Origin of the sequence: Streptomyces sp. TRM68416, from assembly GCF_014596915.1 — a bacterium.
GTDB lineage: Bacteria > Actinomycetota > Actinomycetes > Streptomycetales > Streptomycetaceae > Streptomyces.
In genome coordinates this window covers 133,469-156,117 of sequence record NZ_JACVWU010000019.1, presented here as the reverse complement: position 1 = coordinate 156,117, position 22,649 = coordinate 133,469, and the positions used below count along the sequence as shown (strand labels likewise).

Annotated in this window: 19 protein-coding genes; 11 read left to right on the top strand and 8 right to left on the bottom strand. The window is 71.5% G+C overall.

What is annotated here, in order from left to right:
* Positions 1–41 precede the first annotated feature (41 nt).
* From ICC28_RS28075 to ICC28_RS28045, 7 genes are all read right to left on the bottom strand, one after another.
* Positions 42–1,247 (bottom strand): TerD family protein, encoded by a 1,206-nt coding sequence (locus tag ICC28_RS28075; RefSeq protein ID WP_188291571.1) that lies wholly within the window; start codon positions 1,245–1,247, stop codon positions 42–44.
* A 512-nt stretch (positions 1,248–1,759) separates the two neighbouring features.
* Entirely contained in the window at positions 1,760–2,749 is a 990-nt protein-coding gene (locus ICC28_RS28070) for a zinc-dependent alcohol dehydrogenase family protein (RefSeq protein ID WP_188291526.1), read from the bottom strand.
* On the bottom strand, positions 2,746–3,600 hold the full coding sequence (locus ICC28_RS28065) for a carbohydrate ABC transporter permease (RefSeq protein WP_188291525.1): 855 nt from the start codon (positions 3,598–3,600) through the stop codon (positions 2,746–2,748). Before ICC28_RS28065 ends, ICC28_RS28070 begins: the two co-directional genes overlap by 4 nt.
* Positions 3,600–4,547, bottom strand: coding sequence for a carbohydrate ABC transporter permease (locus tag ICC28_RS28060; protein ID WP_188291524.1), 948 nt, complete (start codon positions 4,545–4,547; stop codon positions 3,600–3,602). Before ICC28_RS28060 ends, ICC28_RS28065 begins: the two co-directional genes overlap by 1 nt.
* A 2-nt stretch (positions 4,548–4,549) precedes the next feature.
* Entirely contained in the window at positions 4,550–5,911 is a 1,362-nt protein-coding gene (locus tag ICC28_RS28055; RefSeq protein WP_188291523.1) for an ABC transporter substrate-binding protein, read from the bottom strand.
* A 100-nt stretch (positions 5,912–6,011) separates the two neighbouring features.
* Positions 6,012–6,794, bottom strand: coding sequence for a DeoR/GlpR family DNA-binding transcription regulator (locus ICC28_RS28050; protein WP_188291522.1), 783 nt, complete (start codon positions 6,792–6,794; stop codon positions 6,012–6,014).
* Positions 6,795–7,107: 313 nt separating this feature from the next.
* Positions 7,108–7,917, bottom strand: coding sequence for an NAD-dependent epimerase/dehydratase family protein (locus ICC28_RS28045; RefSeq protein WP_188291521.1), 810 nt, complete (start codon positions 7,915–7,917; stop codon positions 7,108–7,110).
* Positions 7,918–8,073: 156 nt separating this feature from the next.
* Here ICC28_RS28045 and ICC28_RS28040 point away from each other — a divergent pair, with 156 nt between their 5' ends.
* On the top strand, positions 8,074–9,222 hold the full coding sequence (locus ICC28_RS28040) for a hypothetical protein (protein ID WP_188291520.1): 1,149 nt from the start codon (positions 8,074–8,076) through the stop codon (positions 9,220–9,222).
* Here ICC28_RS28040 and ICC28_RS28035 read toward each other — a convergent pair.
* Positions 9,168–10,361 (bottom strand): MFS transporter, encoded by a 1,194-nt coding sequence (locus tag ICC28_RS28035; protein WP_188291519.1) that lies wholly within the window; start codon positions 10,359–10,361, stop codon positions 9,168–9,170. The two genes, ICC28_RS28040 and ICC28_RS28035, sit on opposite strands and share 55 nt — an antisense overlap.
* A gap of 145 nt (positions 10,362–10,506) precedes the next feature.
* Between ICC28_RS28035 and ICC28_RS28030 the strand changes: the two genes are divergently transcribed.
* The 10 genes from ICC28_RS28030 (at position 10,507) to ICC28_RS27985 (ending at position 22,636) form a co-directional block, all read left to right on the top strand.
* A complete protein-coding gene (locus ICC28_RS28030; RefSeq protein ID WP_188291518.1) occupies positions 10,507–11,094 on the top strand; it encodes a TIGR03086 family metal-binding protein in 588 nt (195 codons plus the stop codon).
* 631 nt (positions 11,095–11,725) lie between these two features.
* Entirely contained in the window at positions 11,726–12,394 is a 669-nt protein-coding gene (locus tag ICC28_RS28025) for a GntR family transcriptional regulator (protein WP_188291517.1), read from the top strand.
* Positions 12,391–13,299 (top strand): dihydrodipicolinate synthase family protein, encoded by a 909-nt coding sequence (locus tag ICC28_RS28020; RefSeq protein ID WP_188291516.1) that lies wholly within the window; start codon positions 12,391–12,393, stop codon positions 13,297–13,299. Before ICC28_RS28025 ends, ICC28_RS28020 begins: the two co-directional genes overlap by 4 nt.
* The gene (gene araD / locus ICC28_RS28015) at positions 13,296–15,032 is read left to right on the top strand and encodes an L-arabinonate dehydratase (RefSeq protein ID WP_188291515.1); all 1,737 of its coding nucleotides are present in this window, start codon (positions 13,296–13,298) and stop codon (positions 15,030–15,032) included. The genes ICC28_RS28020 and araD overlap by 4 nt, the downstream gene beginning before the upstream one ends.
* 106 nt (positions 15,033–15,138) lie before the next feature.
* Entirely contained in the window at positions 15,139–16,074 is a 936-nt protein-coding gene (locus tag ICC28_RS28010; protein WP_188291514.1) for a carbohydrate ABC transporter permease, read from the top strand.
* The gene (locus tag ICC28_RS28005) at positions 16,071–16,964 is read left to right on the top strand and encodes a carbohydrate ABC transporter permease (protein ID WP_188291513.1); all 894 of its coding nucleotides are present in this window, start codon (positions 16,071–16,073) and stop codon (positions 16,962–16,964) included. Before ICC28_RS28010 ends, ICC28_RS28005 begins: the two co-directional genes overlap by 4 nt.
* Before the next feature lie 70 nt (positions 16,965–17,034).
* Positions 17,035–18,189 (top strand): Gfo/Idh/MocA family protein, encoded by a 1,155-nt coding sequence (locus ICC28_RS28000; protein WP_188291512.1) that lies wholly within the window; start codon positions 17,035–17,037, stop codon positions 18,187–18,189.
* Positions 18,189–19,046: a PmoA family protein gene (locus tag ICC28_RS27995; protein WP_188291570.1), complete on the top strand. Its 858-nt coding sequence runs from the start codon at positions 18,189–18,191 to the stop codon at positions 19,044–19,046. The genes ICC28_RS28000 and ICC28_RS27995 overlap by 1 nt, the downstream gene beginning before the upstream one ends.
* The gene (locus ICC28_RS27990) at positions 19,043–20,581 is read left to right on the top strand and encodes a glycoside hydrolase 43 family protein (RefSeq protein WP_188291511.1); all 1,539 of its coding nucleotides are present in this window, start codon (positions 19,043–19,045) and stop codon (positions 20,579–20,581) included. Before ICC28_RS27995 ends, ICC28_RS27990 begins: the two co-directional genes overlap by 4 nt.
* A 33-nt stretch (positions 20,582–20,614) precedes the next feature.
* Positions 20,615–22,636 carry a pectinesterase family protein gene (locus ICC28_RS27985; RefSeq protein ID WP_188291510.1) on the top strand — a complete coding sequence of 674 codons (2,022 nt, stop codon included), beginning with the start codon at positions 20,615–20,617 and terminating at the stop codon, positions 22,634–22,636.
* The last annotated feature ends 13 nt before the right edge of the window (positions 22,637–22,649 follow it).

Sequence of the window (22,649 nt, the reverse complement as noted above, 5' to 3'; positions counted from 1 at the left end):
CGGGTACGGGCCACTCGTGTGTTCTGCGGGCCGGTCGGCCGCTACAGCGCCTGGGCCGCCGGCTTCACCATGCCGCGGACCGTGCGGGACTTCACGAAGTCGCCCATGGCCGTCATCTCCCACTCGCCGGAGAACTGGCGGATCATCTTCGCCATCAGTACGCCGGTCTGGGGTTCGGCGCTGGTGAGGTCGAAGCGGACCAGTTCCTCGCCGGTGCCAGCGTCCAGGAGGCGGCAGTAGGCCTTGGCGACCTCGGTGAACTTCTGGCCGGAGAAGGAGTTGACGGTGAAGACCAGGCCGGTGACCTCCTGGGGGAGCCGTCCCAGGTCCACGGTGATGACCTCGTCGTCGCCGCCGCCCTCGCCGGTGAGGTTGTCGCCGGAGTGGCGGATCGCGCCGTTCACGATCTGGAGCTTGCCGAAGTAGCAGCTGTCGATGTGGTTGCGCTGCGGGCCGTAGGCGATGACCGAGGCGTCCAGGTCGATGTCCTTGCCGCGGTAGGCCGGCTCCCAGCCGAGGCCCATCTTGACCTGGGAGAGGAGGGGGCGGCCGCCCTTGACCAGGGAGACGGTCTGGTTCTTCTGGAGGCTGACCCGGCCCTTGTCGAGGTTGATCTTGCCGGTGGCCGGGGCCGGGGCGGTGGCGGGAGGGGCGGGCGGGGCCATGGGCGGGGCCGGCGGGGTGACCGGGGGCTGCATGGCGGGCGGGGGCACGGGGGCGGCAGCCGGGGTCGGGGCGGCCGGGGCCGGGGTCGGTTCCTCCACCGTGACGCCGAAGTCCGTCGCGATGCCGGCCAGGCCGTTGGCGTAGCCCTGGCCGACGGCGCGGGCCTTCCACTGGCCGTTGCGCAGGTAGATCTCGACGATCACCAAGGCCGTTTCGGAGCCGAGCTGCGGGGGAGTGAACGTGGCCATGACGGTGTTGTCGTCGGCGCTGCGGATGGTGGCTGTGGGCTCGATGCCCTGGAAGGTCTGGCCGGCGGCGTCCGGGCTGGCCGTGACGACGATCTTCTCGATGCCGGAGGGTACGGCGCTGGTGTCGACGGTGATGGCGTCGGGGGCGGTGCCGCCGCCCGAGCGGTATGTCACGCCCGGGCCGGTGGGCTGGTTGTAGAAGATGAAGTCGTCGTCGGAGCGCACCTTGCCATCGGCGGTGAGCAGCAGGCCCGATACGTCGAGCCGCACCGGGGCGGCGACGTCCACCGTCACGCGGGCGGCGGAGAGGGGAATGTTCGAGCCGGGGGTCATAGCTGTCATGCCGGGTGAACGAGCGGGGGCGATTTACCGTTCCCTTACCGAGCCCATTCGCCTGGCCCGGCCTTGTCTCGCCCCCGCCGCCCCTACCCGTCCCGTCCCCCAGGGGCTCCGCCCCTTCGACCCCGCCAGGGGCTCCGCCCCCTGCACCCCCGTTCGGCCTGAACGGCCTCGTCCTCAAACGCCGGACGGGCTGAGTGATGCGGACCGGCGCCAGCAGAGGGTCCCGGCGCTGCCGCCCCCTCGGGTGGGTGGGGGTTCGGGATGGTTGGTGGCTTGTCCTCAAGCGTCGGGCGGGTTGAGGGATGTGGGGCGGCGTTGGTGGAGGTTTCCGGGGCTGCCGTCCCCTCGGGTGGTGGAGGGGGTGATTTCAGCCCGTCCGGCGTTTGAGGACGAGGCCCGTTCAGGGGCGATGGGGGGTCTGGGGGCGTAGCCCCCGGGTGGGGTTGAAGGGGCGGAGCCCCTGGGGATGGGAATGGGTAGGGGCGGCGGGGGCGAGGAGGGTGTTACGGGATCACTACCGTTTTTCGGCCCACGCCCGCCGCGAACCGGTCCAGCGCTTCCGGGTAGCGGTCCAGCGGGATGCGGTCGCTGATGAAGATGTCGGGGTCGAGGACACCGTTGGCGAACAGTTCCGCCGCGCGTTCGAAGCTGTGCAGGACGGCCATGGAACCGGTGATGGTGATCTCCTGGTTGTAGATGCGGTACGGGTCGATCGTCACCCGCGTCGCGTAGTCGGCCACGCCGAACTGGAGGAAGGTGCCGGCCTTGGCCACCCTCTCCAGGCCGTCCTGGATCGCCGCCGCGTTCCCCGTGGCATCGATCACCAGGTCCCAGCCCTGCGGACGCTCCAGCTCGTCGGGGTTCGCGGCGGCGGCCGAGACGCCCAGGCGTCGGGCCGTCTCCAGGCGGGCCGCGTTCACGTCGACCATGTCCACGCTCGCCGCCCCCGTCCGCTTGGCCAGCTCCAGCATCATCAGGCCCATCGTGCCCGAGCCGTAGATCAGGACGTGGGCGCCGAGACGGGACCGGAGGACGTCGTAGCCGCGTACCGCGCAGGACAGGGGCTCCACCAGGGCCGCGTCCTGGGTGCGGACGTGCTCGGGGAGTTTCACGCAGTTCGCGACCGGGGCGAGGGCGTACTGGGCGGCGCCGCCCGCCGTCGTCACGCCGATGGCCGCCCAGCGCTCGCAGAGGTTGTTGTGGCCGGTACGGCAGTAGCGGCATTCGTAGCAGTACAGGGAGGGGTCCACGGCCACCCGGTCGCCCACCGACACCTCCGTGACCTGCGTGCCCACCCCGACCACCGCGCCCGCGAACTCGTGCCCCGGCACGATCGGCAGCTTCGGCGCGAACTCGCCCTGGAGGATGTGGAGGTCCGTTCCGCACAGGCCGCACGCCGCGACCTCGACCACGACGTCGCGCGGTCCCGGCGTCGGGTCAGGGACCTCCGTGACGACGGCACGGCCCACGGACTCGATGACGGCGGCCTTCATTTCACGGCTCCCAACGACAGGCCCTGGACCAGCTTGTCCTGGGCGGCGAACCCCGCGGCGAGCACCGGCAGGGAGATGACGAGCGACGCGGCGCACACCTTCGCCAGGAACAGGCCCTGGCTGGTGATGAAGCCGGTCAGGAAGACGGGGGCGGTCTCCGCCACCACGCCGGTCAGCACACGGGCGAACAGCAGCTCGTTCCAGCTGAAGATGAAGCAGATGAGGGACGTCGCCGCGATGCCCGGCAGGGCGATGGGGGCGACCACGCGCGCGAGGACGGTCGGCAGTCGCGCGCCGTCGATCTGGGCCGCCTCGATGATCGCGACGGGCACCTCGGCGAGGAAGGACTGCATCATCCACACCGCGATCGGCAGGTTCATGGCGGTGTAGAGGACGACCAGCGCCCAGATGTTGTCGAGCAGGCCGGTGTTCTTGGCGAAGAGGTAGATCGGCAGCAGGCCCGCCACCAGCGGCAGCATCTTGGTGGAGAGGAAGAAGAACAGGACGTCCGTCCACCTCTTCACCGGCCGGATGGACAGCGCGTACGCGGCGGGCAGCGCGAGGAGCAGCGTCAGCAGCGTGGCGGCCAGCGACGCCGTCATCGAGTTGATCAGTGACGGCCAGGGGCTCGCGCCGCCGTCCACGCCGAAGAACGCGCGGTAGCTGTCCAGGGTGAGGGAGGCGGCCACGGAGGGCGGGTTGGTCGCCGCGTCCGCCTCGGAGTGGAAGGAGGTCAGGACCATCCAGAGGATCGGGAGCACGAAGAGGAGGCCGGCCAGCCAGGCCGTCATCCCCAGGGCGGCGCCCCGGAGTCGGGACCGGCCGTGCGGCCGGACGGCTGCGGTGGTCATCAGTGGGACACCTCCGCGCGGAACAGGGACGACACCACGCGCAGGGCGAAGGTGGCGAGGACGATCGAGCCGATGACGACGATGACGCCGGCCGCCGAGGCCAGGCCGTTCTCGTGCGCCTGGTAGAAGGTCTGGTAGATGGTGTACGGCAGGTTCGCGGTGCCCAGGCCGCCGGAGGTGATGGTGTACACCGCGTCGAAGTTCTGCACGATGTAGATCGAGCCGAGCAGCACGCTCAGTTCGATGTAGCGGCGGATGTGCGGCAGCGTCATGTGGATGAACACCTGCCGGTCGCTCGCGCCGTCCACCCGGGCCGCCTCGATGAGCTGCGGGTCGCGGCTCTGCAGTCCGGCGAGCAGGATCAGCGTCATGAACGGGGTCCACTGCCAGATCAGCGACGCCTCGACGGCTATCAGCGGCATCTCGGAGATCCAGTCCGGCTGGGCGGCGCCGTCGCCTCCGATCCAGTGCAGGACGCCGTTGAAGAGCCCGTACTCGGGGTTGAACAGGACGTGCTTCCAGAGCAGGGCGGCGGCGATCGGCACCAGCAGGAACGGGGCGATGAGCATGGTGCGGACGGCGGCCCGGCCACGGAACTTCCGGTCCAGCAGGAGCGCCAGGATCAGGCCGAGCACCAGGCTGACGAGGACGACCGTGGCGGTCAGCAGGATCGTCGTCCCCACCGACTTGCGCAGTTCGGGTGTGCTGAGCACTTCGGAGTAGTTGGCGAAGCCGGCGAAGCGGCGGTCGTCCGGGTAGAGGGAGTTCCAGTCGAAGAACGAGATGACCAGGGTGGCCACGAAGGGCAGTTGCGTCACGACGATCATGAAGATCAGCGCGGGCAGGAGGGGCGCCCGGGTGGCCCAGGCGCGCATGCGGTTCGGCCGTCGGGCCGCCGGCCGCCGGGGAGCGGCGGCGACCTGTGCGGGGGGAGTCGTGACGGTCATGGCTACTGGTACTTCTTTCCGACGGCCTCGGCGAGCTTCTGCGCCTTGCTCAGCGCGCTGTCCACGGACTGGCGGCCGGCGATCGCGGCGCTGATCTCCTGGGAGACCTTGGTGCCCAGGTCGGTGAACTCGGGGATGCCGACGAACTGGATGCCGGGTGCGGGCCGGGGCTGCACCCCCGGGTCCTCCGGCTCGGCGTTCGCGATGGCGTCCCGGGTGACGTCGGCGAAGGCGGCCGCGTCCTTGCGGTACTCGGGGATGTCGTAGGTGGAGGCCCGCTTGCCGCCCGGCACGTTGGCCCAGCCGATCTTCTCGCCGACGAGCTTCTCGTACTCCTTGCCGGAGGCCCAGGAGATGAACTTCCAGGCGTTCTCGGCGTTCTTGGAGGCCTTCTGGATGCCCCAGGCCCAGGTGTAGAGCCAGCCGGAGCTTTCGGTCTTCTCGACCGGCGCGGGGGCGTAGCCGATCCTGCCCTTGACCGGCGATCCCGCGGCCTCCAGGGAGCCGGCGCCGGCGGTGGCGTCGTACCACATGGCCGTCTTGCCCTGGGTCATGTTGTTCAGGCATTCGGCGTAGCCGGACTGCGCGGCACCGGACTCGCCGTGCTTGCGGACGAGGTCGACGTAGAACTGTGTGGCCTCCTTGAACTCCTTGGAGTCCAGGCGGGCGTTCCAGTCCTGGTCGAACCAGGTGCCGCCGAAGGTGTTGACGACGGTGGTGAGCGGGGCCATGACCTCGCCCCAGCCGGGCAGGCCGCGCAGGCAGATGCCCTTCATGCCGGACTCGGCCGCGTCCACCTTGGCGGCGAGGTCGGCGACCTGCTTCCAGGTCGGCTTGGCGGGCATGGTCAGGCCGGCCTTCTGAAGGACGTCCTTGCGGTACATCAGGAAGGAGGACTCGCCGTAGAAGGGCTCGCCGTAGAGCTTGCCGTCCTCGGCGGTGAGGGCCTGCGTCATCGGCGTGAGGATGTCGTCCTGGTCGAAGGCGGTGTCGTCCTCGACGTAGGAGTCCAGGGCGTGCAGCCAGCCGTTCTTGGCGTAGATCGGTATCTCGTAGTTGCTCAGGGTGGCGACGTCGTACTGGCCGGCCTGGTTGGCGAAGTCCTGGCTGATCTTGTCGCGGACGTCGTTCTCGGGCAGGACGGTGAAGTGCACCTCGATCCCGGTGTCCTTGGTGAAGTGGTCGGCGGTGAGCTTCTGGAGCTCCACCATCTGCGGGTTGTTGACCATCAGGACGTTGAGGGAGTCGCCGCCGGAGGATCCGGATCCGCCGGCGCCAGCGCAGGCGGCGAGCGGAGTGATCAGCGTCCCTACGGTGGCCACGAGGAGGAGGGAGCGTGGCGCGCGTCGGCTCTGGGTTCGCATGGGAGTACTCCTGGGCATTTCGGCAGGAAGGGGACGGTGGCGGGTGTGGGGGTGCCCTGTGCGGTGGGTTGGTTGGGTCTCCGGAACTCGGGTGGGGGTGTCAGACGCGGATGACCTGCGGTCCCAGCAGGGAGTAGCGGTGGGCCTCGGCCGCGGGGAGCAGCGTGCTCGTCACGATCGTCTCCAGCGCGCCGATCTCGGCGAACCGGCAGAAGCTGACCGCGCCGAACTTGGTGTGCACACCGGCGAACACCGTGCGCCGGGCGGACCGGATCGCCTGCGCCTTGACCTCGCTGACGGAGGGGTCGGGGGTGGTGAGGCCGTGGTCGCGGGAGATGCCGTTGGCGCCGATGAACGCCAGGTCGATGACGAAGCCGGCGAGCATCTTCGTCGTCCAGTGGTCGACGGTGGCCAGCGTGCCGGACCGCACCCGGCCGCCGAGCAGCAGGACTGAGACGTTCTCGGCCTCGGCGAGCGAGCCGGCGACCGGCAGGGAGGCGGTGACCACGGTCAGCGGCCGGTCCCCGGGCAGGGCCTCGGAGACGAGCTGCGGGGTGAAGCCCTCGTCGACGAAGACCGTCTCGGCGTCCCCGAGCAGTCCGGCCGCGGCGGCCGCGATCCGGCGCTTCTCGGGGACGTGGCTGGTGGCACGGAAGGCGAGCGTCGTCTCGAAGCCGGCGCTCTCCACGGGGTAGGCGCCGCCGTGCGTCCGGCGGAGTAGCCCGTGGTCCTCCAGGACGCGCAGGTCCCGCCGTACGGTCTCCTTGGCGACGCCCAGTTCGTCGGCGAGCGCGGTGACGTCGACCGAGCCGGTGGCGCGGGCGCGGCGCACGATCTCGCGCTGACGTTCCTCGGCGGTCCTCGCCGTGTTCGCCGTCGTCATCGTCGACACCCGCTTCCGTGCTGTGCTGCGTGACTCGATCGCGACCGGAGCGATCGGTTCACGTTGCCCGTTCGGGCCCGGTGGGGCCCATGGGGGAAGTTCTACAGCCGGGTTTCGGGTCTGAACAGGTCTGTTGCCGAGTCGATGCTGCCCGCTTGTGCCCGTTTCGTTCGACGGGTGACCGCCTCGGACCTGCACGCCCGTGGCCCGCGGACGTGGGAACGGGCAGGGCGGATGCCCGAATGCGGAAGCGGACGGGCCCGTTCGGTGCCCGTCCGCTCCCCGGACGCTCGTTTTCCGCCGCGCCGACGGCTCAGTACGGCCAGATCGGCGGGTCGTTCACGAAGTGGCCGCCCAGGCAGGCGTGCGCGATGTTCTCCGGGTCCGGCTCGCCCTGCTCGGCGATGAGCTTCGCGGCGTAGGGCTCGGAGTCGTCCTGGGGGTCGTAGCCGAGGGAGCGGGCGGTGGTCAGGTCCCACCACAGGCGGGTGTTGGCGGAGGAGCCGTAGACGACTGTGTGGCCGACGTCGTCGGCGGTCAGGGCCGCGTGGAAGAGGCGGGCACCGTCGGCGGGGCTCAGCCACAGCGACAGCATGCGGACGCTGGTCGGCTCGGGGAAGCAGGAGCCGATGCGCACCGAGACGGTCTCCAGGCCGTACTTGTCCCAGTAGAACTGCGCGAGGTCCTCGCCGAAGGACTTCGACAGGCCGTAGAAGGTGTCCGGGCGGTGCGGGGTGTCGACGGGGACGAGGGGGGCGTCGCCCTGCGGGCGGGGTGTGAAGCCCACCGCGTGGTTGGAGGACGCGAAGACGATCCGTGCGACGCCCTCCTCGCGCGCGGCCTCGTACAGGTGGTACGTGCCCTCGATGTTGGCCTTGAGGATCTTCTCGAAGGGGGCTTCCAGGGAGATGCCCGCGAGGTGGACGATCGCGTCGACGCCCCGGACGGCCTCCCGCAGCGCCGCCCTGTCGGCCAGGTCGGCGACGATCGCGTCCGGCTCGCCCTCGATGGGCCGCAGGTCGAGCAGGCGCAGCCGGTAGCCGTGGGCGGGGAGCAGGTCCCGCATCAAGGTGCCGAGTCCGCCGGCGGCGCCGGTGAGCAGGACGGTGCGCGGCGCTGGCATCCTCGTTCTCCTTGGATCGACGGCCGTATGGGTGCCCGATGTTCACATGCGTGGACAAGCTAAGGATCATCTTCGTGGCTCGTCAAGGGTGGCGGAGTTTATGTTCATGAACATAAACTCCGGCCAGAAATTCGTACGCCCGGAGGAGGGTACGTGGTGAAGGCGTCGGCATTCGTCTACCCCTGGGACGTCAACGGGGACCCCGAGGCGGCCGGGCGGATCGCCGCCCTCGGCGTCCGGCAGGTGACGCTGGCCGCCGCCTACCACTCCACCCGGGCCCTGACCCCCCGCCACCCGCGCCACCGCATCGTCACCGCCGAGCACGCCGCCGTGCTCTACCCCACGGACGACCGCTGGCGGGACCGGGAACTGCGCCCCCGCGCGGCCGGCGACTGGGCGCCCGGCGACGCCTACGGCGAGGCGGCCCAGGCGCTTGCGGACGCCGGCCTAGAGGTGCACACCTGGGTCGTGCTCGCGCACAACTCCCGCCTGGGCGCCGACCATCCGCACACCTCCGTCGTCAACGCCTACGGAGACCGCTACCCGTGGGCCCCGTGCATCGCGCAGCCCGCCACGCGCGCGTACCTGACCGACCTGGCCGCCGAGGCCGCCGTACGGCCCGGCGCGCACGGCACCGAACTGGAGTCCCTCGGCTGGTACGGGCTCGCCCATCTGCACGCCCACGACAAGACCGCGGGCGTCGCACTCGGGGAGGCCGGGCAGTACCTGATGTCGCTCTGCTTCTGCCCGCACTGCCGGGCCGGATACGGCGAACAGGGCCTGGACGCCGACGAGTTGGCCGCCGCCGTACGGGCCGCGCTGGAGCCGCTGTGGCGGGGCACGGCGTCGGACGAGGGCTGGGCGGACGTCGAGAAGCTGCTCGGGGAGGACAACGCGGCCGCCACGCGCGCGTGGCGCGACACCGTCGCCCGCACCCTCCAGGAGGCCGCGGTCGGCGCGGTGCGGGCCGCGGCCCCCCACGGCTTCCAGGTGCTGCTGCACGCCGACCCGGTGGCCTACCACTGCGGGGCCAACGCCGGTGTGGACCCCGGGCACATCCTGTCCGTCGCGGACGGCGTGGTCGTACCGTGCACGGGCGGCCCCGGCCCGCTGACGCCGTTCGCGGACCAGGGGCGCGGGGTCCTCGCCGCCAACTTCACCGTGGTCTCCGGCATGGGCGGCAGTCCGGCCACCCTGGCCGCGGACGCGGCACGCGCGCGTGACCTCGGGGCGACGGAACTGCGGCTGTATCACGCCGGATTGGCCTCCGACGCCGACCTGGAGCTGGTGCGCGCCGCGCTCTGAAACGCCGTCAGCAGGAGTGCCGCGCCGGTCACCGTCAACAGCAGCCGGTGGTCGACCGGTTCGACCAGGGCGGCGCCGACGGCCAGTCCGACGACGTTCGGGGTGAACATGAGTGTGTGAGCGGTGGCCGTGGCCCGGCCCAGCAGCGGCCCCGGTGTCTCGCGCTGCACCTGGGTCAGCGCGGCGATCAGCACGCAGGGCAGCCCCGCGCCGATCGCCGCGCTGCACGCCAGGGCCACCGGGTCGGACGGCACCGCCCGCAGGGTCACGGCGGCCCCGGTCAGAGCGATGCCGTACGCCGCGAAGCGATGCGGGCCGAGGCGGCGCAGGGCGGGACCGGAGAGCAGGCCCACCGCCACGGAACCGGCGCCCTGGACGGCGTACAGCACACCCGCGTACGCGGGGGAGTGGCCGAGGGCCTCGACGACGGCGTGGACCAGCGTGCCGTTGAGGCCGGCGAGGAGCATCGTGGTGCCGCCCGCCAGGACCAGCAGACGGGTCGGCGGCCGGGACCACAGGTACCGGGTACCCGCCCGCCAGTCGGTCGTGGTCCGCTCCGGCCCGCCCTCCCGCACGCGCAGGCAGGCGTACAGGGCCGCGGCCGCCACGAAGGTGGCCGCGTCCAGCAGGGCCACGCTCGGTCCGCCGTACACCGTGTACAGGGCGGCGCCCGCCGGCGGAGCGAGGATCTTCATGCCCTCGCCGGCCGTCATGCGCAGTCCGTTGAAGTCGCCGAGCAGGGGCTTCGGTACGGCGGAGGCGACGAGCGCGGACTCGGCCGCGTCATGGACGGCGCCCGCAGCCCCGTACACGAACAGGACCGCGAAGAGCAGCCAGAGGTGGTCGGGCGAGTCGACGGTGAGGAGGGGCAGCAGCAGGGCCGCCAGCAGCAGGTTCGTGCCGATGAGCAGCGGCCGACGGCGGGTGCGGTCGGCGAGCGCGCCCAGCACGGGGCCGGCCACGGTGGGCGCCCACAACGCCAGCATGCACAGCGCGGCCAGCCCGTCCGAACCGGTGAGGTCCTTGACCCACACACCCGACACCAGCCACAGCGCCGAGGTGCCGAAGCCGGAGACCACGACTCCGGTGAGGCAGAGCCCCGCGTTGCGGTCGCGCAGGACGGTCCATGTCGTCTTCATGCCTGGTCATCGTGCGGCTAAGGGGCGGAGGTGCGGATGGGGCAGGTGCCTTAGACACGAGGCTGCTCCGGGCGTGAGCGATGAGTTTCCGGGGCGGGGGCGGTCACCCCTTCACGACCGTTCCCGGACTGCCGAGGAGCAGCGCATGACGGATCAGATCATCGACCTGGGCCCCCAGACCCGCGTCCTGGCCGGCCTCGCCGACCGCGTGAGCGACGAGCGGCTGACGGACCCGACGCCGTGTCCGGAGATGCGGCTGCGCAACCTGCTGGGACACCTGCTGGGCCTGTCCGTCGCCTTCCGCGACGCCGCCCGCAAGGATCTCGGCCCCATGACCGACACCAGCCCGACCGCCGCCGTCCCGGACATCGGCGCCGGCTGGCGCGAGGAACTGCCCAAGGCGCTCGACGAACTCGCCGAGGCCTGGCGGGACCCGGACGCCTGGACCGGCATGACCCGGGCCGGCGGCGTCGACCTGCCCGGCGCGGTCGCCGGTGCCGTCTGTATCGACGAACTCGTCATCCACGGCTGGGACCTGGCCCGCGCCACCGACCGGACCTACGAGCCCGACCCGGCCGCGCTGAAGGCCTCGTACGACTTCCTCCTCGCCTCCGCCGACGATCCCGGCCGGGGCGCCATCTTCGGCCCCGTCGTGCCGGTGCCGGAGGACGCGCCGCTGCTCGACCGCGCGGTGGGGCTCAGCGGGCGGGACCCGGGGTGGGTGCGGCTGTGATCGGGGGCGGGGGGTGAGGCCCGGTCTCCCCGGTGTGCGGTGAGACCCGGTCTTCCCGGTGTGCGGTGAGACCCGGCCTTCCCGTGGTTCGGACGCGGGGTCCGGAGCCTTCGCGAAGTTGCGGCGGCACAGTGATCCGGCGTGGCTGGACGCCGTCCGGATCCCGCATGCGCATACCGGCCGCCCTCCGTGCGACGGCCCCCTCCGTGCGACGGCCGCTCTCCGTGCGGCGGCCGCACGGCCGGCCCGGCACGACGTTCCTGCGCCCACCGCGCGCGAAGTCCTGCACGAAGCCGGGGCCTTCGGCCCGCGGACCGAAGGCCCCGGCGGGCGCCCGCTCACCCCTCCCGTGACTCAGGAGCCCGCCCCGCGCGCCGGACTCGCCGACTCCGCGCGCCTGTTGAGGCGCAGCGCCGACACCGGCGTACATCGCGATGGCGAACGGATGCGCCCGTTGTCCAAGGAGCCGGAGCCGTCGCGCGCATCCTGAACTCCCTTTGTCAGAAGCATTGACGAAGCACAGAGGCGCTCCTACCGTCATCGCGTCGTACTTCGTACGTCATATATGAGACGCGATACGTGAGATCCGATACGCGATCCCCGCCGGGGACGCGAGATCCGAGAGGCGCGCATGACCTCTGTGCCCACGCCGATCCCCTCCCGCACGCAGTACGTGCTGGAGGAGATCAAACGCCGCATCCTCACCGGGCAGTTGACCCCCGGGCAGGCCCTGGTCGAGACCGAGCTGGCCGCGCAGTTCGGGGTGTCCAAGACCCCGGTGCGCGAGGCGCTCAAGACCCTGGCCGGCACCGGGCTCGTGGTGATGAGCCAGTACAAGGGCGTCACGGTGCGCATGGTGGACGCCGACATGGCGCGCGAGGTCTACGACGTGCGGCTGCTCCTGGAGCCGGAGGCGCTGAAGCGCGCCGTGCGCCGGAGGGCCTCCCTCGACGCCGCCCGGGACGCGCTGACCCGTGCCGACTCCGCCACCGACACCGCCGAACGCTCCCTGGCCAACCGGGAGTTCCACCGCGCCCTGTACCTGCCCTGCGGCAACCCGCTGCTCGGCCGGATGCTCGACGAGGTCCGCGACCAGGCCGCCCTAGTCTCCGCCGTCGCCTGGGCCGCCTCGCCCTCCTGGGAACGGGAGGCCGGCGAGCACCGCGAGATCCTGCGGCTCGCCCTCGACGGCGACGCCGACGGCGCCGCACGCGCCCTGCACGCCCACATCGCGTCCTTCGTGCGACGGGCCTTCCCCGACATCGAGATCGAGGCCCAGGGAGAGGGCGGTCAGGCATGACAACGACGTTCGAGACCCAGCGGGCGGCCCTGGCCGACGTGGTGTCGATCCCGGTGACCCCGTTCGCCGAGGACGGCGGCGTCGACCAGGACACCCACCGGGCCCTGCTGCGTCGTCTCCTCGACGGAGGGATCAGGACCCTCACCCCCAACGGGAACACCGGCGAGTTCTACGCCCTCTCCCCGCAGGAGCGCAGGCTCGTCACCGAGATCACGGTCGACGAGGCCGGCGACCGCGCCGTGATCCTCGTCGGCGTCGGCCACGACGTGCCCACCGCCGTCGCCTCCGCCCGGCACGCCCGGGAGCTGGGCGCCGCGATGGTGATGGTCCACCAGCCCGTCCACCCCTACGTCGCGCAGGGCGGCTGGGTCGACTACCACCGCGCCATCGCCGAGGCGGTGCCCGAGCTCGGTGTCGTCCCGTACATCCGCAACGCGCAGCTCCACGGCGCCCGGCTCGCCGAACTCGCCGACCACTGCCCGAACGTCATCGGCGTGAAGTACGCCGTCCCGGACGCGGCCCGGTTCGCCGGCTTCGCCCGGGACGCCGGTCTGGAACGGTTCGTGTGGGTGGCCGGGCTCGCCGAGCCGTACGCCCCCTCCTACTTCTCGGCCGGCGCCACCGGCTTCACCTCCGGACTGGTGAACGTCGCCCCGGCCGTCTCGCTGAACATGATCGAAGCCCTGCGCTCCGGCGACTACCCGACCGCCATGAAGGTCTGGGAGCAGATCCGCCGCTTCGAGGAGCTGCGCGCCGCCGACGCCCACGCCAACAACGTCACCGTCGTCAAGGAGGCCCTGGCCTCCCTCGGTCTGTGCCGCCGCGACGTCCGCCCGCCGAGCAGGCCGCTGCCCGAGGACGAGCGCGCCGAGGTCGCCGCGATAGCCTCCGGGTGGGCCGTATGACCGGCAGAGCGCGGATGCGCCCCGAGGAGCTGAGAAGCCATCAGTGGTACGGCACCGAGGGCCAGTTGCGCACCTGGTCGCACAACGCCCGGATGTGCCAGCTCGGTTACGAGGCGGAGGAGTACCGGGGGCGCCCGGTGGTCGCCGTCCTCAACACCTGGTCCGACATCAACCCCTGCCACGTCCATCTGCGCGAGCGGGCCGAGGCGGTCAAGCGGGGTGTGTGGCAGGCCGGCGGATTCCCGCTGGAGTTCCCGGTCTCCACGCTCTCGGAGACGTACCAGAAGCCGACCCCGATGCTCTACCGCAACCTCCTCGCGATGGAGACGGAGGAGCTGCTGCGGTCGTACCCGATCGACGCGGCAGTGCTGCTCGGGGGCTGCGACAAGTCGACGCCCGCGCTGCTCATGGGCGCGACCTCGGCCGACGTACCGTCGATCTTCGTGCCCGCGGGCCCGATGCTGCCGGGGCACTGGCGCGGCGAGACCCTCGGCTCCGGCACCGACATGTGGAAGTACTGGGACGAGCACCGCGCGGGCAACCTGACGGACTGCGAACTCCGGGAGCTGCAGGGCGGGTTGGCCCGCTCCCCGGGGCACTGCATGACCATGGGGACCGCGTCCACCATGACCGCGGCGGCGGAGACCCTCGGCATGACTCTGCCGGGCGCCTCCTCGATCCCGGCCGTGGACTCCGGGCACGAGCGGATGGCCGCCGCCTCCGGGCGCCGCGCCGTGGAGCTGGCCTGGACCGGGCTGAAGCCCTCCGGGATCCTCACCCGCGAGGCCTTCGAGGATGCCGTCACCACGGTGCTCGGGCTCGGCGGCTCCACCAACGCGGTCATCCATCTGATCGCGATGGCGGGCCGCGCGGGCGTCGGGCTCACCCTGGACGACTTCGACCGCATCGCGCGTACCGTGCCGGTGCTGGCGAACGTCCGGCCCGGCGGACGGACGTACCTCATGGAGGACTTCCACTTCGCCGGCGGCCTGCCCGCCTTCCTCTCCCGGATCACCGACCTGCTGCACCTGGACCGGCCGACGGTGAGCGGCACCCTGGGCGAGCAGCTCGCGGGCGCCGTCGTGCACGACGACGACGTCATCCGCACCCGCGGGAACCCGGTCGCGAGCGAGGGCGGGGTCGCCGTCCTGCGCGGCAACCTGTGCCCGGACGGCGCCGTCATCAAGCACATCTCCGCCGAACCGCACCTGCTCAAGCACACCGGCCCCGCCGTCGTCTTCGACGACTACCGGACCATGCAGCGCACCATCAACGACCCGGCGCTGAACATCACCGCCGACTCCGTGCTGGTGCTGCGCAACGCCGGACCCAAGGGCGGACCGGGCATGCCCGAGTACGGCATGCTTCCCATCCCCGACCACCTGCTCAAGCAGGGCGTGCGGGACATGGTCCGGATCTCCGACGCCCGGATGAGCGGCACGAGTTACGGCGCCTGTGTGCTGCACGTGGCGCCGGAGTCGTACGTCGGCGGACCGCTCGCCCTGGTCCGCTCCGGCGACCCGATCACCCTGGACGTCGAGGCCCGCACCCTCCGACTCGACGTGGACGACGCGGAGTTGGAGCGCCGCAGGGCCGCGTGGACGCCACCGCCCGTGCGCGACGAGCGCGGCTACGGCGCCCTCTACAACGAGCAGATCACCCAGGCCGACACCGGCTGCGACTTCGCGTTCCTGGCCCGGCCGGGCACGGTGCAGGACCCGTACGCGGGCTGAACGACGCTCGGCCGCCCCGCTTCATGGCCGAGATACCGAACAACAACCGGCAAACGCTTCACCCGTACGAGGCCGCACGAGAAACGCACAAGAACGGAGAACAGTCATGGCCCGAGCCGCAGCCGTGGCGAAACCGCCCGCGCCACCGAGGCGGCGCCGTACCTCCGCCACACCCCGCAGGCTCCCGTACCTGCTGATCGCTCCCGCCGCCCTGCTCATGGTGGGTTTCATCGCCTACCCGGTCATCAGCGTCTTCTACTACAGCCTGCAGGACTACAACCCCACCAAGCCGTGGCGGAACGGCTACGCGGGCTTCGACAACTTCGTCCACGCCTTCACCGAGGACCCGCTGTTCTGGGACACGCTGGTCTTCAGCGCCAAGTGGGTCTTCGTCGAGGTCGGGCTCCAGCTGCTGTTCGGGCTCGCGCTGGCCCTCATCGTCAACCAGACCTTCGCCGGCCGTGCCCTCGGCCGCGCCCTGGTCTTCTCCCCGTGGGCCGTCTCCGGCGTGCTCACCTCCGCGATCTGGGTGCTGCTCTACAACTCCCAGACGGGCATCACCCGTTACCTCGCGGACCTGGGCATCGGCTCCTACGGCACCAGCTGGCTGTCGGATCCCTCCACCGTGTTCCCGGCGGCGATCGTCGCCGACCTGTGGCGCGGTGTCCCCTTCTTCGCGATCCTCATCCTCGCCGACCTCCAGTCCGTCTCCAAGGACCTGTACGAGGCCGCCGAGGTCGACGGGGCCAGCAGGATCAAGCAGTTCTGGCACATCACGCTGCCCCATCTGAAGGACGCCATCATCCTGTCCACGCTGCTGCGCGCGGTGTGGGAGTTCAACAACGTCGACCTGCTCTACACCCTCACCGGCGGCGGACCCGCGGGCGAGACGACGACACTCCCGCTGTACATCGCCAACACCAGCGTCGACGCCCACAACTTCGGCTATGCGTCGGCACTGACCACCGTCGCGTTCGTGATCCTGCTCTTCTGCTCGATGGTCTATCTGCGGCTGAGCAAGTTCGGAGGTGACAGCAAGTGAGCATCAAGGAAGCCACCCCTCTCGTGCCCGCCGCCCGGAAGACCCCGCCGCCCTCGGCCCCGAAGACCGGGCACCGTGCCTGGGACGAGGTCCCGCGCTGGCAGATCTACCTGCCGCTCGGCATCTACCTGCTCTTCACCCTGATCCCGTTCTACTGGATCCTGCTCTTCGCGCTCCGCCCGGCCGGCTCCACCTCGCTCGTGCCCTGGCCGATGACCGGGGACCACTTCGAGAAGGTGTGGAACGAGCGGAGCTTCGGCACCTACTTCCAGAACAGCGTCCTCGTCGGCGTGGCCACCCTGGTCATGACGACGGTGGTCGCCCTGGCCGGCGGCTACGCCCTCGCCCGCTTCGACTTCAGGATCAAGAAGGCGTTCATGCTGGGGCTGCTCTGCTCCCAGTTCGTGCCGGGCGCGCTGCTGCTGGTGCCGCTGTTCGAGATCTTCGCCGAACTCCGGATGATCAACTCGCTGGGCAGCGTCATCCTCGCGGAGACCGTCTTCCAGCTACCGCTGTCGATCATCCTGCTCAGCAACTTCATCAAGAACGTGCCCTACTCCCTGGAGGAGGCCGCCTGGGTCGACGGCTGCGGACGGTTCACCGCCTTCCGCATCGTCGTCCTCCCGCTGCTGCGGCCGGGGTTGATCGCCGTCGGCTCCTTCGCCTTCGTCCACTCCTGGAACCACTTCCTGTTCGCCCTGATGTTCCTGAACAACCAGGAGAAGCAGACCATCCCCGTCGGTCTCAACACCCTGATGAGCGCGGACAGCGTCGACCTCGGCGCGCTCGCCGCGGGCGGCATCATCGCGGCCGTACCCGTGGTCGTCGTCTTCGCCTTCATCCAGAAGTGGCTGATCACGGGCTTCAGCGCCGGGGCGGTGAAGGGATGAGGAAGCTCCGACTCCTCGTGCCGGCGATCCACAACCATGACAACTCCGGCAGCGAGCCAGGGAGGATCCCATGACCGTACCCCTCGTGCTCGCGGGCGCGCGCGGCCACGGCCGCTGGCACCTGGACAACATCCGCCGCCTCCAGGACAAGGGAGTCGTCCGGCTGGCCGGCATCTGCGAGCTCACCCCGCTCACCGCCGCCGAACTGCCCGACGGCCTCGGCACGCCCGAGCAGTCCGCGGACCTCGGCGCCCTGCTCGACGCCACCGGCGCCCGGGTCGCGGTGATCTGCACGCCGATCCCGACCCACACCGACCTCGCCCTGACGGCCGCCGCCAGGGGAGTGCACCTGCTGCTGGAGAAGCCGCCCGCGCCGTCCTACGCCGAGTTCCGGCGGATGGCCGACGGGGTCGCCGCGGCCGGGGTCGCCTGCCAGATCGGCTTCCAGTCCCTCGGCTCGCACGCACTGCCCGCGATCCGCACACTGATGGCCGAGGGCACGATCGGCGAGGTCGTCGGGATCGGCGGCGCCGGCGCCTGGGCGCGCGCCGAGGCCTACTACCGGCGGGCACCCTGGGCGGGCAGGCGCCGGCTGAACGGCGTCGACGTGATCGACGGCGCGCTCACCAACCCGCTCGCGCACGCCGTCGCCACCGCCCTCGCCCTCGGCGGCTCGACGCGCGCCGAGGACGTCACCGAGGTCGAGACCGAGCTGCTGCGCGCCAACGACATCGAGTCCGACGACACCTCCTGCGTGCGCGTCTCCACCGCGCAGGGCCACCCCGTCACGGTCGCCGCCACCCTGTGCGCCGAGGAGCCGGACGAGCCGTACGTCGTGGTGCACGGCAGCCGCGGCCGGATCACCTTCTGGTACCGGCAGGACCGCGTGCTGCTGCAGCGCGCCGACCACGGCCCCGAGGAGCACGAGTACGGCCGTACCGACCTGCTGGAGAACCTCGTCGCCCACCTCACCGACGGCACCCGCCTGCTGGCCGCACCGGAGGAGACCGGTGCCTTCATGAAGGTCGTCGAGGCGATCCGGCTGGCCCCCGACCCCACCCCGCTGCCCGCCGGTTCCTGGCACCTGCTGCCCGACGAACAGCGCCGGGTGGTGCCCGGCGTCGACGCCCTGGTCGCGGCCGCCGCCGACACCCTCGCCCTCTACTCCGAGCTGGGCGCCCCCTGGGCGCTCCCGAGCGCTCCCCGGAAAGAGGTGAGCACATGATGACGGCCCACGAGGCCCCGGTCCTGAAGGTCGCGGGCCGCCCGGTCGCCCGGTACGTCACCCGCCCCGCACTGCCGGACCGGCTCTCCCCCCGCCCCTACCTGCACCCCGTCACCACCCTGGCCGGCACGGCGGTCACCGAGCTGAGCCCCGCCGACCACGCACACCACCTCGGCGTCGGTGTCGCCGTCCCCGACGTCGAGGGGCACAACTTCTGGGGCGGGCGCACCTTCGTCCGCGACCGGGGCCCCACCGAGCTGGCCAACCACGGCGCCCAGCGCCACGCAGGCTTCCCGCTGCGCGACCCCGGCGGGTTCGTGGAGGAGCTGCGCTGGATGGCCGCGGGCGCGGAGCTGCTGCACGAGCGCCGGACCGTGAAGGTCACCGAACTGACCGACACCGCCTGGGCGTTGGACTTCGCCTTCTCGCTCACCAACGTCACCTCCGGCCCGCTGTCCATCGGCAGCCCGGCCACCAACGGGCGCCCCGGCGCCGCCTACGGCGGCTTCTTCTGGCGGGCCCGCAAGGAGGAGGCGGCGCCGGAGGTGTTCTCCGCCGACGCCGACGCCGACGGCGAGGGCGAGTCGCGGGTGCACGGCAGGCGCGCCGACTGGCTCGCGCTGGCCGGCGCCACCTGGACGCTGGTGTTCGCCGGGGCCACCGAACGGACCCGCCGGGACCCCTGGTTCGTGCGCACCGCCGAATACCCGGGCGTGGGCTCGTCGTTGGCGCACACCGAGCGGCTGCCGATCCCGTCCGGCGACACGCTCGAACGGCGGATCGTCACCGTCGTCGCCGACGGCCGGCTCGACCGGGACGCGGCCGCCGCCCTGGTCCGCAAGGCGGTGAGCCCGTGACCACCTACGCCAACCCCGTCCTGAACGCCGACTGGTCCGACCCGGACGTCGTCCGCGTCGGCGACGACTTCTACCTGACCGCCTCCAGCTTCGGCCGGGTGCCAGGACTGCCCCTGCTGCACTCCCGGGACCTGGTCAACTGGACCCTGGTCGGCCACGCCCTCGAACGCCTGGAGCCCGCCGCCGAGTTCCGCACCCCGCGCCACGACTGCGGCGTGTGGGCCCCGTCCCTGCGCCACCACGACGACCGCTTCTGGATCTTCTGGGGCGACCCCGACCGGGGCATCCACCAGGTCAACGCCCCCGAGATCCGCGGCCCGTGGACCCGTCCGCACCTGCTGAAGGCCGGCCGGGGCCTGATCGACCCCTGTCCCCTGTGGGACGAGGAGACCGGCGAGGCCTACCTGGTGCACGCCTGGGCGAAGTCCCGCTCCGGCATCAAGAACCGCCTCACCGGCCACCGGATGAACCCCGACGGCACCGAACTCCTCGACGAGGGCCAGGTGATCGTCGACGGCGACCGCATCCCCGGCTGGTTCACCCTGGAGGGCCCCAAGCTCTACCGGCACGACGGCTGGTACTGGATCCTGGCCCCCGCCGGCGGAGTGGCGACCGGCTGGCAGGGTGCCTTCCGCTCCCGCGGGTTCTTCGGGCCCTACGAGGAGAAGGTCGTCCTTGAGCAGAAGGACACCGATGTCAACGGCCCGCACCAGGGCGGCTGGGTGCGCACTCCGTCCGGCGAGGACTGGTTCCTGCACTTCCAGCAGCGCGGCGCCTACGGCAGGGTCGTCCACCTCCAGCCGATGCGCTGGAGCGATGGGGGCACCTCCCGGTCGAGCGAAGCCGACAGTGGGGGAGGCTGGCCCGTGATCGGGGACGACGGCGCCCCCGTCGCCGTACACCGCACCCCCGATCTGCCGCCGCAGCCGCCCGCCGCGCCCGCCACCGACGACGACTTCCCCGGCGGACGGTTCGGTCGGCAGTGGCAGTGGACCGCCAACCCCCGCGACGGCTGGGCGACCCAGCACTCCGCGGACGGCCTGCGGCTGACCTGCGTCCGCTCGGCCGACGCGCACGACCTGCGCAAGCTGCCGAACGTGCTCACCCAGCGGCTGCCCGGCACCCCCTCGGCGGTCGAGGTCGAACTGCGGCTGGACAGCGACGAACCGGGGGCGCGGGCCGGGCTCGCGGTGCTCGGGGACGCGTTCTGCTGGATCGGCCTCCAGCGCGGGGCGGACGGCTCGGTCCACCTCGTGCACCGGTTCGCGGAGGCTGTGGCGGACGGGGAGCGGGACGCCGACCGTCCCCGGCTCGCCCCCGAGGGCACGGCACGGCTGCGCATAGAGATCGGCACGGGCGCCCGCTGCCGCTTCTCCTACGACACCGGCGACGGCCGCCAGCCCTCCGGCCAGGTCTTCGCCGCCACCCCCTGGCGCTGGGTCGGCGCCCTGCTCGGCCTGTTCGCCCTCGCGCCCGCCGGTCAGGGACGCACCGGCGCCGCCACCTTCACGCACTTCAGGGTCAGCCCTCTGTAACTCACTTGATCCGTACGCCTGTTGGGAGCCGCAATGAAGCACTTCCGTAGCAAGCGCTTGCCCGGCGCGGGCAGAGCCCTGGCCGCCGTGGTCGGCCTGGTCACGGCCCTGTGCCTGGGCTCGGCCGGGGAGGCCGCCGCCGCACCCGCCGACGCCGCGCGACCCGGCACCGCACCCGCCGACGCCGCGCGACCCGGCACCGCCCCAGCCGCCGACCGCTTCTCCAGCCGCCCCCACGGCTTCGCCTCCCTCGCCGGCGGCACCACCGGCGGCGCCGGGGGCAAGGTCGTCACGGTCACCGACCAGGCCTCGCTGGCCAGGTACGCGGCGGCGCCGGAGCCGTACGTCATCCGCGTGTCGGGGTCGATCGACGTCGAGCCGTTCGGCTCGGACATCGTGGTCGGCTCGGACAAGACGATCATCGGCGTCGGCGACACCGGCGAGATCGTCCACGGCGAACTCCACCTCAAACCCGGTACGAGCAACGTCATCATCCGCAACCTGACGATCCGCGACAGCTATGTCGAGGGCGACTGGGACGGCAAGACCACGGACTTCGACGCCATCCAGATGGACGCGGTCGACCACGTCTGGATCGACCACAACCGCTTCACGCACATGGGCGACGGACTGCTCGACATCCGCAAGGACAGCCGGTACGTCACCGTCTCCTACAACCGGTTCACCCACCACAACAAGGCGCTCGGCATCGGCTGGACGGATAACGCCGAGACCCAGATCACCATCGACCACAACTGGTTCTCCGGGACGAAACAGCGCAACCCCTCGGCCGACAACTGCGCCTACGCGCACCTGTACAACAACTACTTCTCGAACCAGGTCACCGACGGCGACCCCGTGTGGACGTACGGCAGTTGGGCGCGCGGCCGGACGAAGATGGTCATCGAGAACAGCTACTACGACGGTGTCCAGCACCCCCATCAGGCGGACGCCACCGCCGAGTTGGTGCAGCGCGGGTCGATCCTGCGGAACACCACGGGCCGCCACGACACGTGGGGCGACGCCTTCGAGCCACGGGAGTTCTACGACTACCGGATCGACCCGGCCGCCGCCGTGCCCGCGCTCGTGCAGCGTTTCTCCGGGCCGCAACGGCGGATCGGCACGGTGCTGCACGTCCCCGCCGACTACCCGACCGTGCAGGCCGCCGTGGACGCCGTGCCCAACGGCAACACCGTGCCGGTGACCGTCGCCGTCGCGCCCGGGACGTACCGAGCGAAGGTCTTCGTCCCCGCGACGAAGCCGAACATCCTGCTGCAGGGGACTGGACAAGATCGGTCCGACACCGTCATCGTCTACGACACGCCCGCCGAGTACGGCGGCTCCACCGGGAGCGCGACCGTACGGATCGCCGCCAATGACGTCACGGCGCGGAACCTCACTTTCAGCAACGACTTCGACGAGGCCGCGCACGAACTGAACGGCGAGCAGGCGCTGGCGATGAAGACGACCGGCGACCGGATCGTCTTCGAGAACACCGCCTTCCTGGGCAACCAGGACACCCTGATGACCGACAGCCCCAAGCTGACCACCATCAGCCGGGTCTACATCCGCGACTCGTACATCGAGGGCGATGTCGACTTCATCTACGGACGGGCGACCACCGTCGTCGAACGCTCCGTGATCAAGGCGCTCAGCCGGGGCTCCGCCACCAACAACGGTTACATCACCGCCGCCTCGACCTGGAAGGGCAACCCCTACGGGTTCCTGATCACGGACTCCAGGGTGGTCAGCGACGCCCCGGCCGGGTCCTTCCACCTCGGCCGGCCCTGGCACCCCGGCGGTGAACCGGACGCCGTCGCCCAGGTGCTGATCCGCGACACCGAGCTGCCGGCCGCGGTCAAGGCCTCGCCGTGGACCGACATGAGCGGCTTCTCGTGGAAGGACGCGCGGTTCACCGAGTACCGCACCTACGGCCCGGGGGCCCAAGTCACCGCGGACCGGCCGCAGATGAGTGACGAGGAGGCGCGGTCGTACACCGTCGCCGACTACCTCGCGGGCGCGGACGGTTGGGCTCCGCACGCCCGCCACCACTGACCCCACCACTTCC

What these genes read in the sequence shown, in the direction of transcription:
- ICC28_RS28025 (WP_188291517.1), top strand. Translation starts at nt 11,726, where the DNA reads ATGACCTCTGTGCCCACGCCGATCCCCTCCCGCACGCAGTACGTGCTG.
- ICC28_RS28030 (WP_188291518.1), top strand. Translation starts at nt 10,507, where the DNA reads ATGACGGATCAGATCATCGACCTGGGCCCCCAGACCCGCGTCCTGGCC.
- ICC28_RS28035 (WP_188291519.1), bottom strand. Translation starts at nt 10,361, where the DNA reads ATGAAGACGACATGGACCGTCCTGCGCGACCGCAACGCGGGGCTCTGC.
- ICC28_RS28055 (WP_188291523.1), bottom strand. Translation starts at nt 5,911, where the DNA reads ATGCGAACCCAGAGCCGACGCGCGCCACGCTCCCTCCTCCTCGTGGCC.
- ICC28_RS27995 (WP_188291570.1), top strand. Translation starts at nt 18,189, where the DNA reads ATGACGGCCCACGAGGCCCCGGTCCTGAAGGTCGCGGGCCGCCCGGTC.
- ICC28_RS28020 (WP_188291516.1), top strand. Translation starts at nt 12,391, where the DNA reads ATGACAACGACGTTCGAGACCCAGCGGGCGGCCCTGGCCGACGTGGTG.
- ICC28_RS27985 (WP_188291510.1), top strand. Translation starts at nt 20,615, where the DNA reads ATGAAGCACTTCCGTAGCAAGCGCTTGCCCGGCGCGGGCAGAGCCCTG.
- ICC28_RS28070 (WP_188291526.1), bottom strand. Translation starts at nt 2,749, where the DNA reads ATGAAGGCCGCCGTCATCGAGTCCGTGGGCCGTGCCGTCGTCACGGAG.
- ICC28_RS28050 (WP_188291522.1), bottom strand. Translation starts at nt 6,794, where the DNA reads ATGACGACGGCGAACACGGCGAGGACCGCCGAGGAACGTCAGCGCGAG.
- ICC28_RS28010 (WP_188291514.1), top strand. Translation starts at nt 15,139, where the DNA reads ATGGCCCGAGCCGCAGCCGTGGCGAAACCGCCCGCGCCACCGAGGCGG.
- ICC28_RS28075 (WP_188291571.1), bottom strand. Translation starts at nt 1,247, where the DNA reads ATGACCCCCGGCTCGAACATTCCCCTCTCCGCCGCCCGCGTGACGGTG.
- ICC28_RS28060 (WP_188291524.1), bottom strand. Translation starts at nt 4,547, where the DNA reads ATGACCGTCACGACTCCCCCCGCACAGGTCGCCGCCGCTCCCCGGCGG.
- ICC28_RS28000 (WP_188291512.1), top strand. Translation starts at nt 17,035, where the DNA reads ATGACCGTACCCCTCGTGCTCGCGGGCGCGCGCGGCCACGGCCGCTGG.
- ICC28_RS28065 (WP_188291525.1), bottom strand. Translation starts at nt 3,600, where the DNA reads ATGACCACCGCAGCCGTCCGGCCGCACGGCCGGTCCCGACTCCGGGGC.
- ICC28_RS28045 (WP_188291521.1), bottom strand. Translation starts at nt 7,917, where the DNA reads ATGCCAGCGCCGCGCACCGTCCTGCTCACCGGCGCCGCCGGCGGACTC.
- araD (WP_188291515.1), top strand. Translation starts at nt 13,296, where the DNA reads ATGACCGGCAGAGCGCGGATGCGCCCCGAGGAGCTGAGAAGCCATCAG.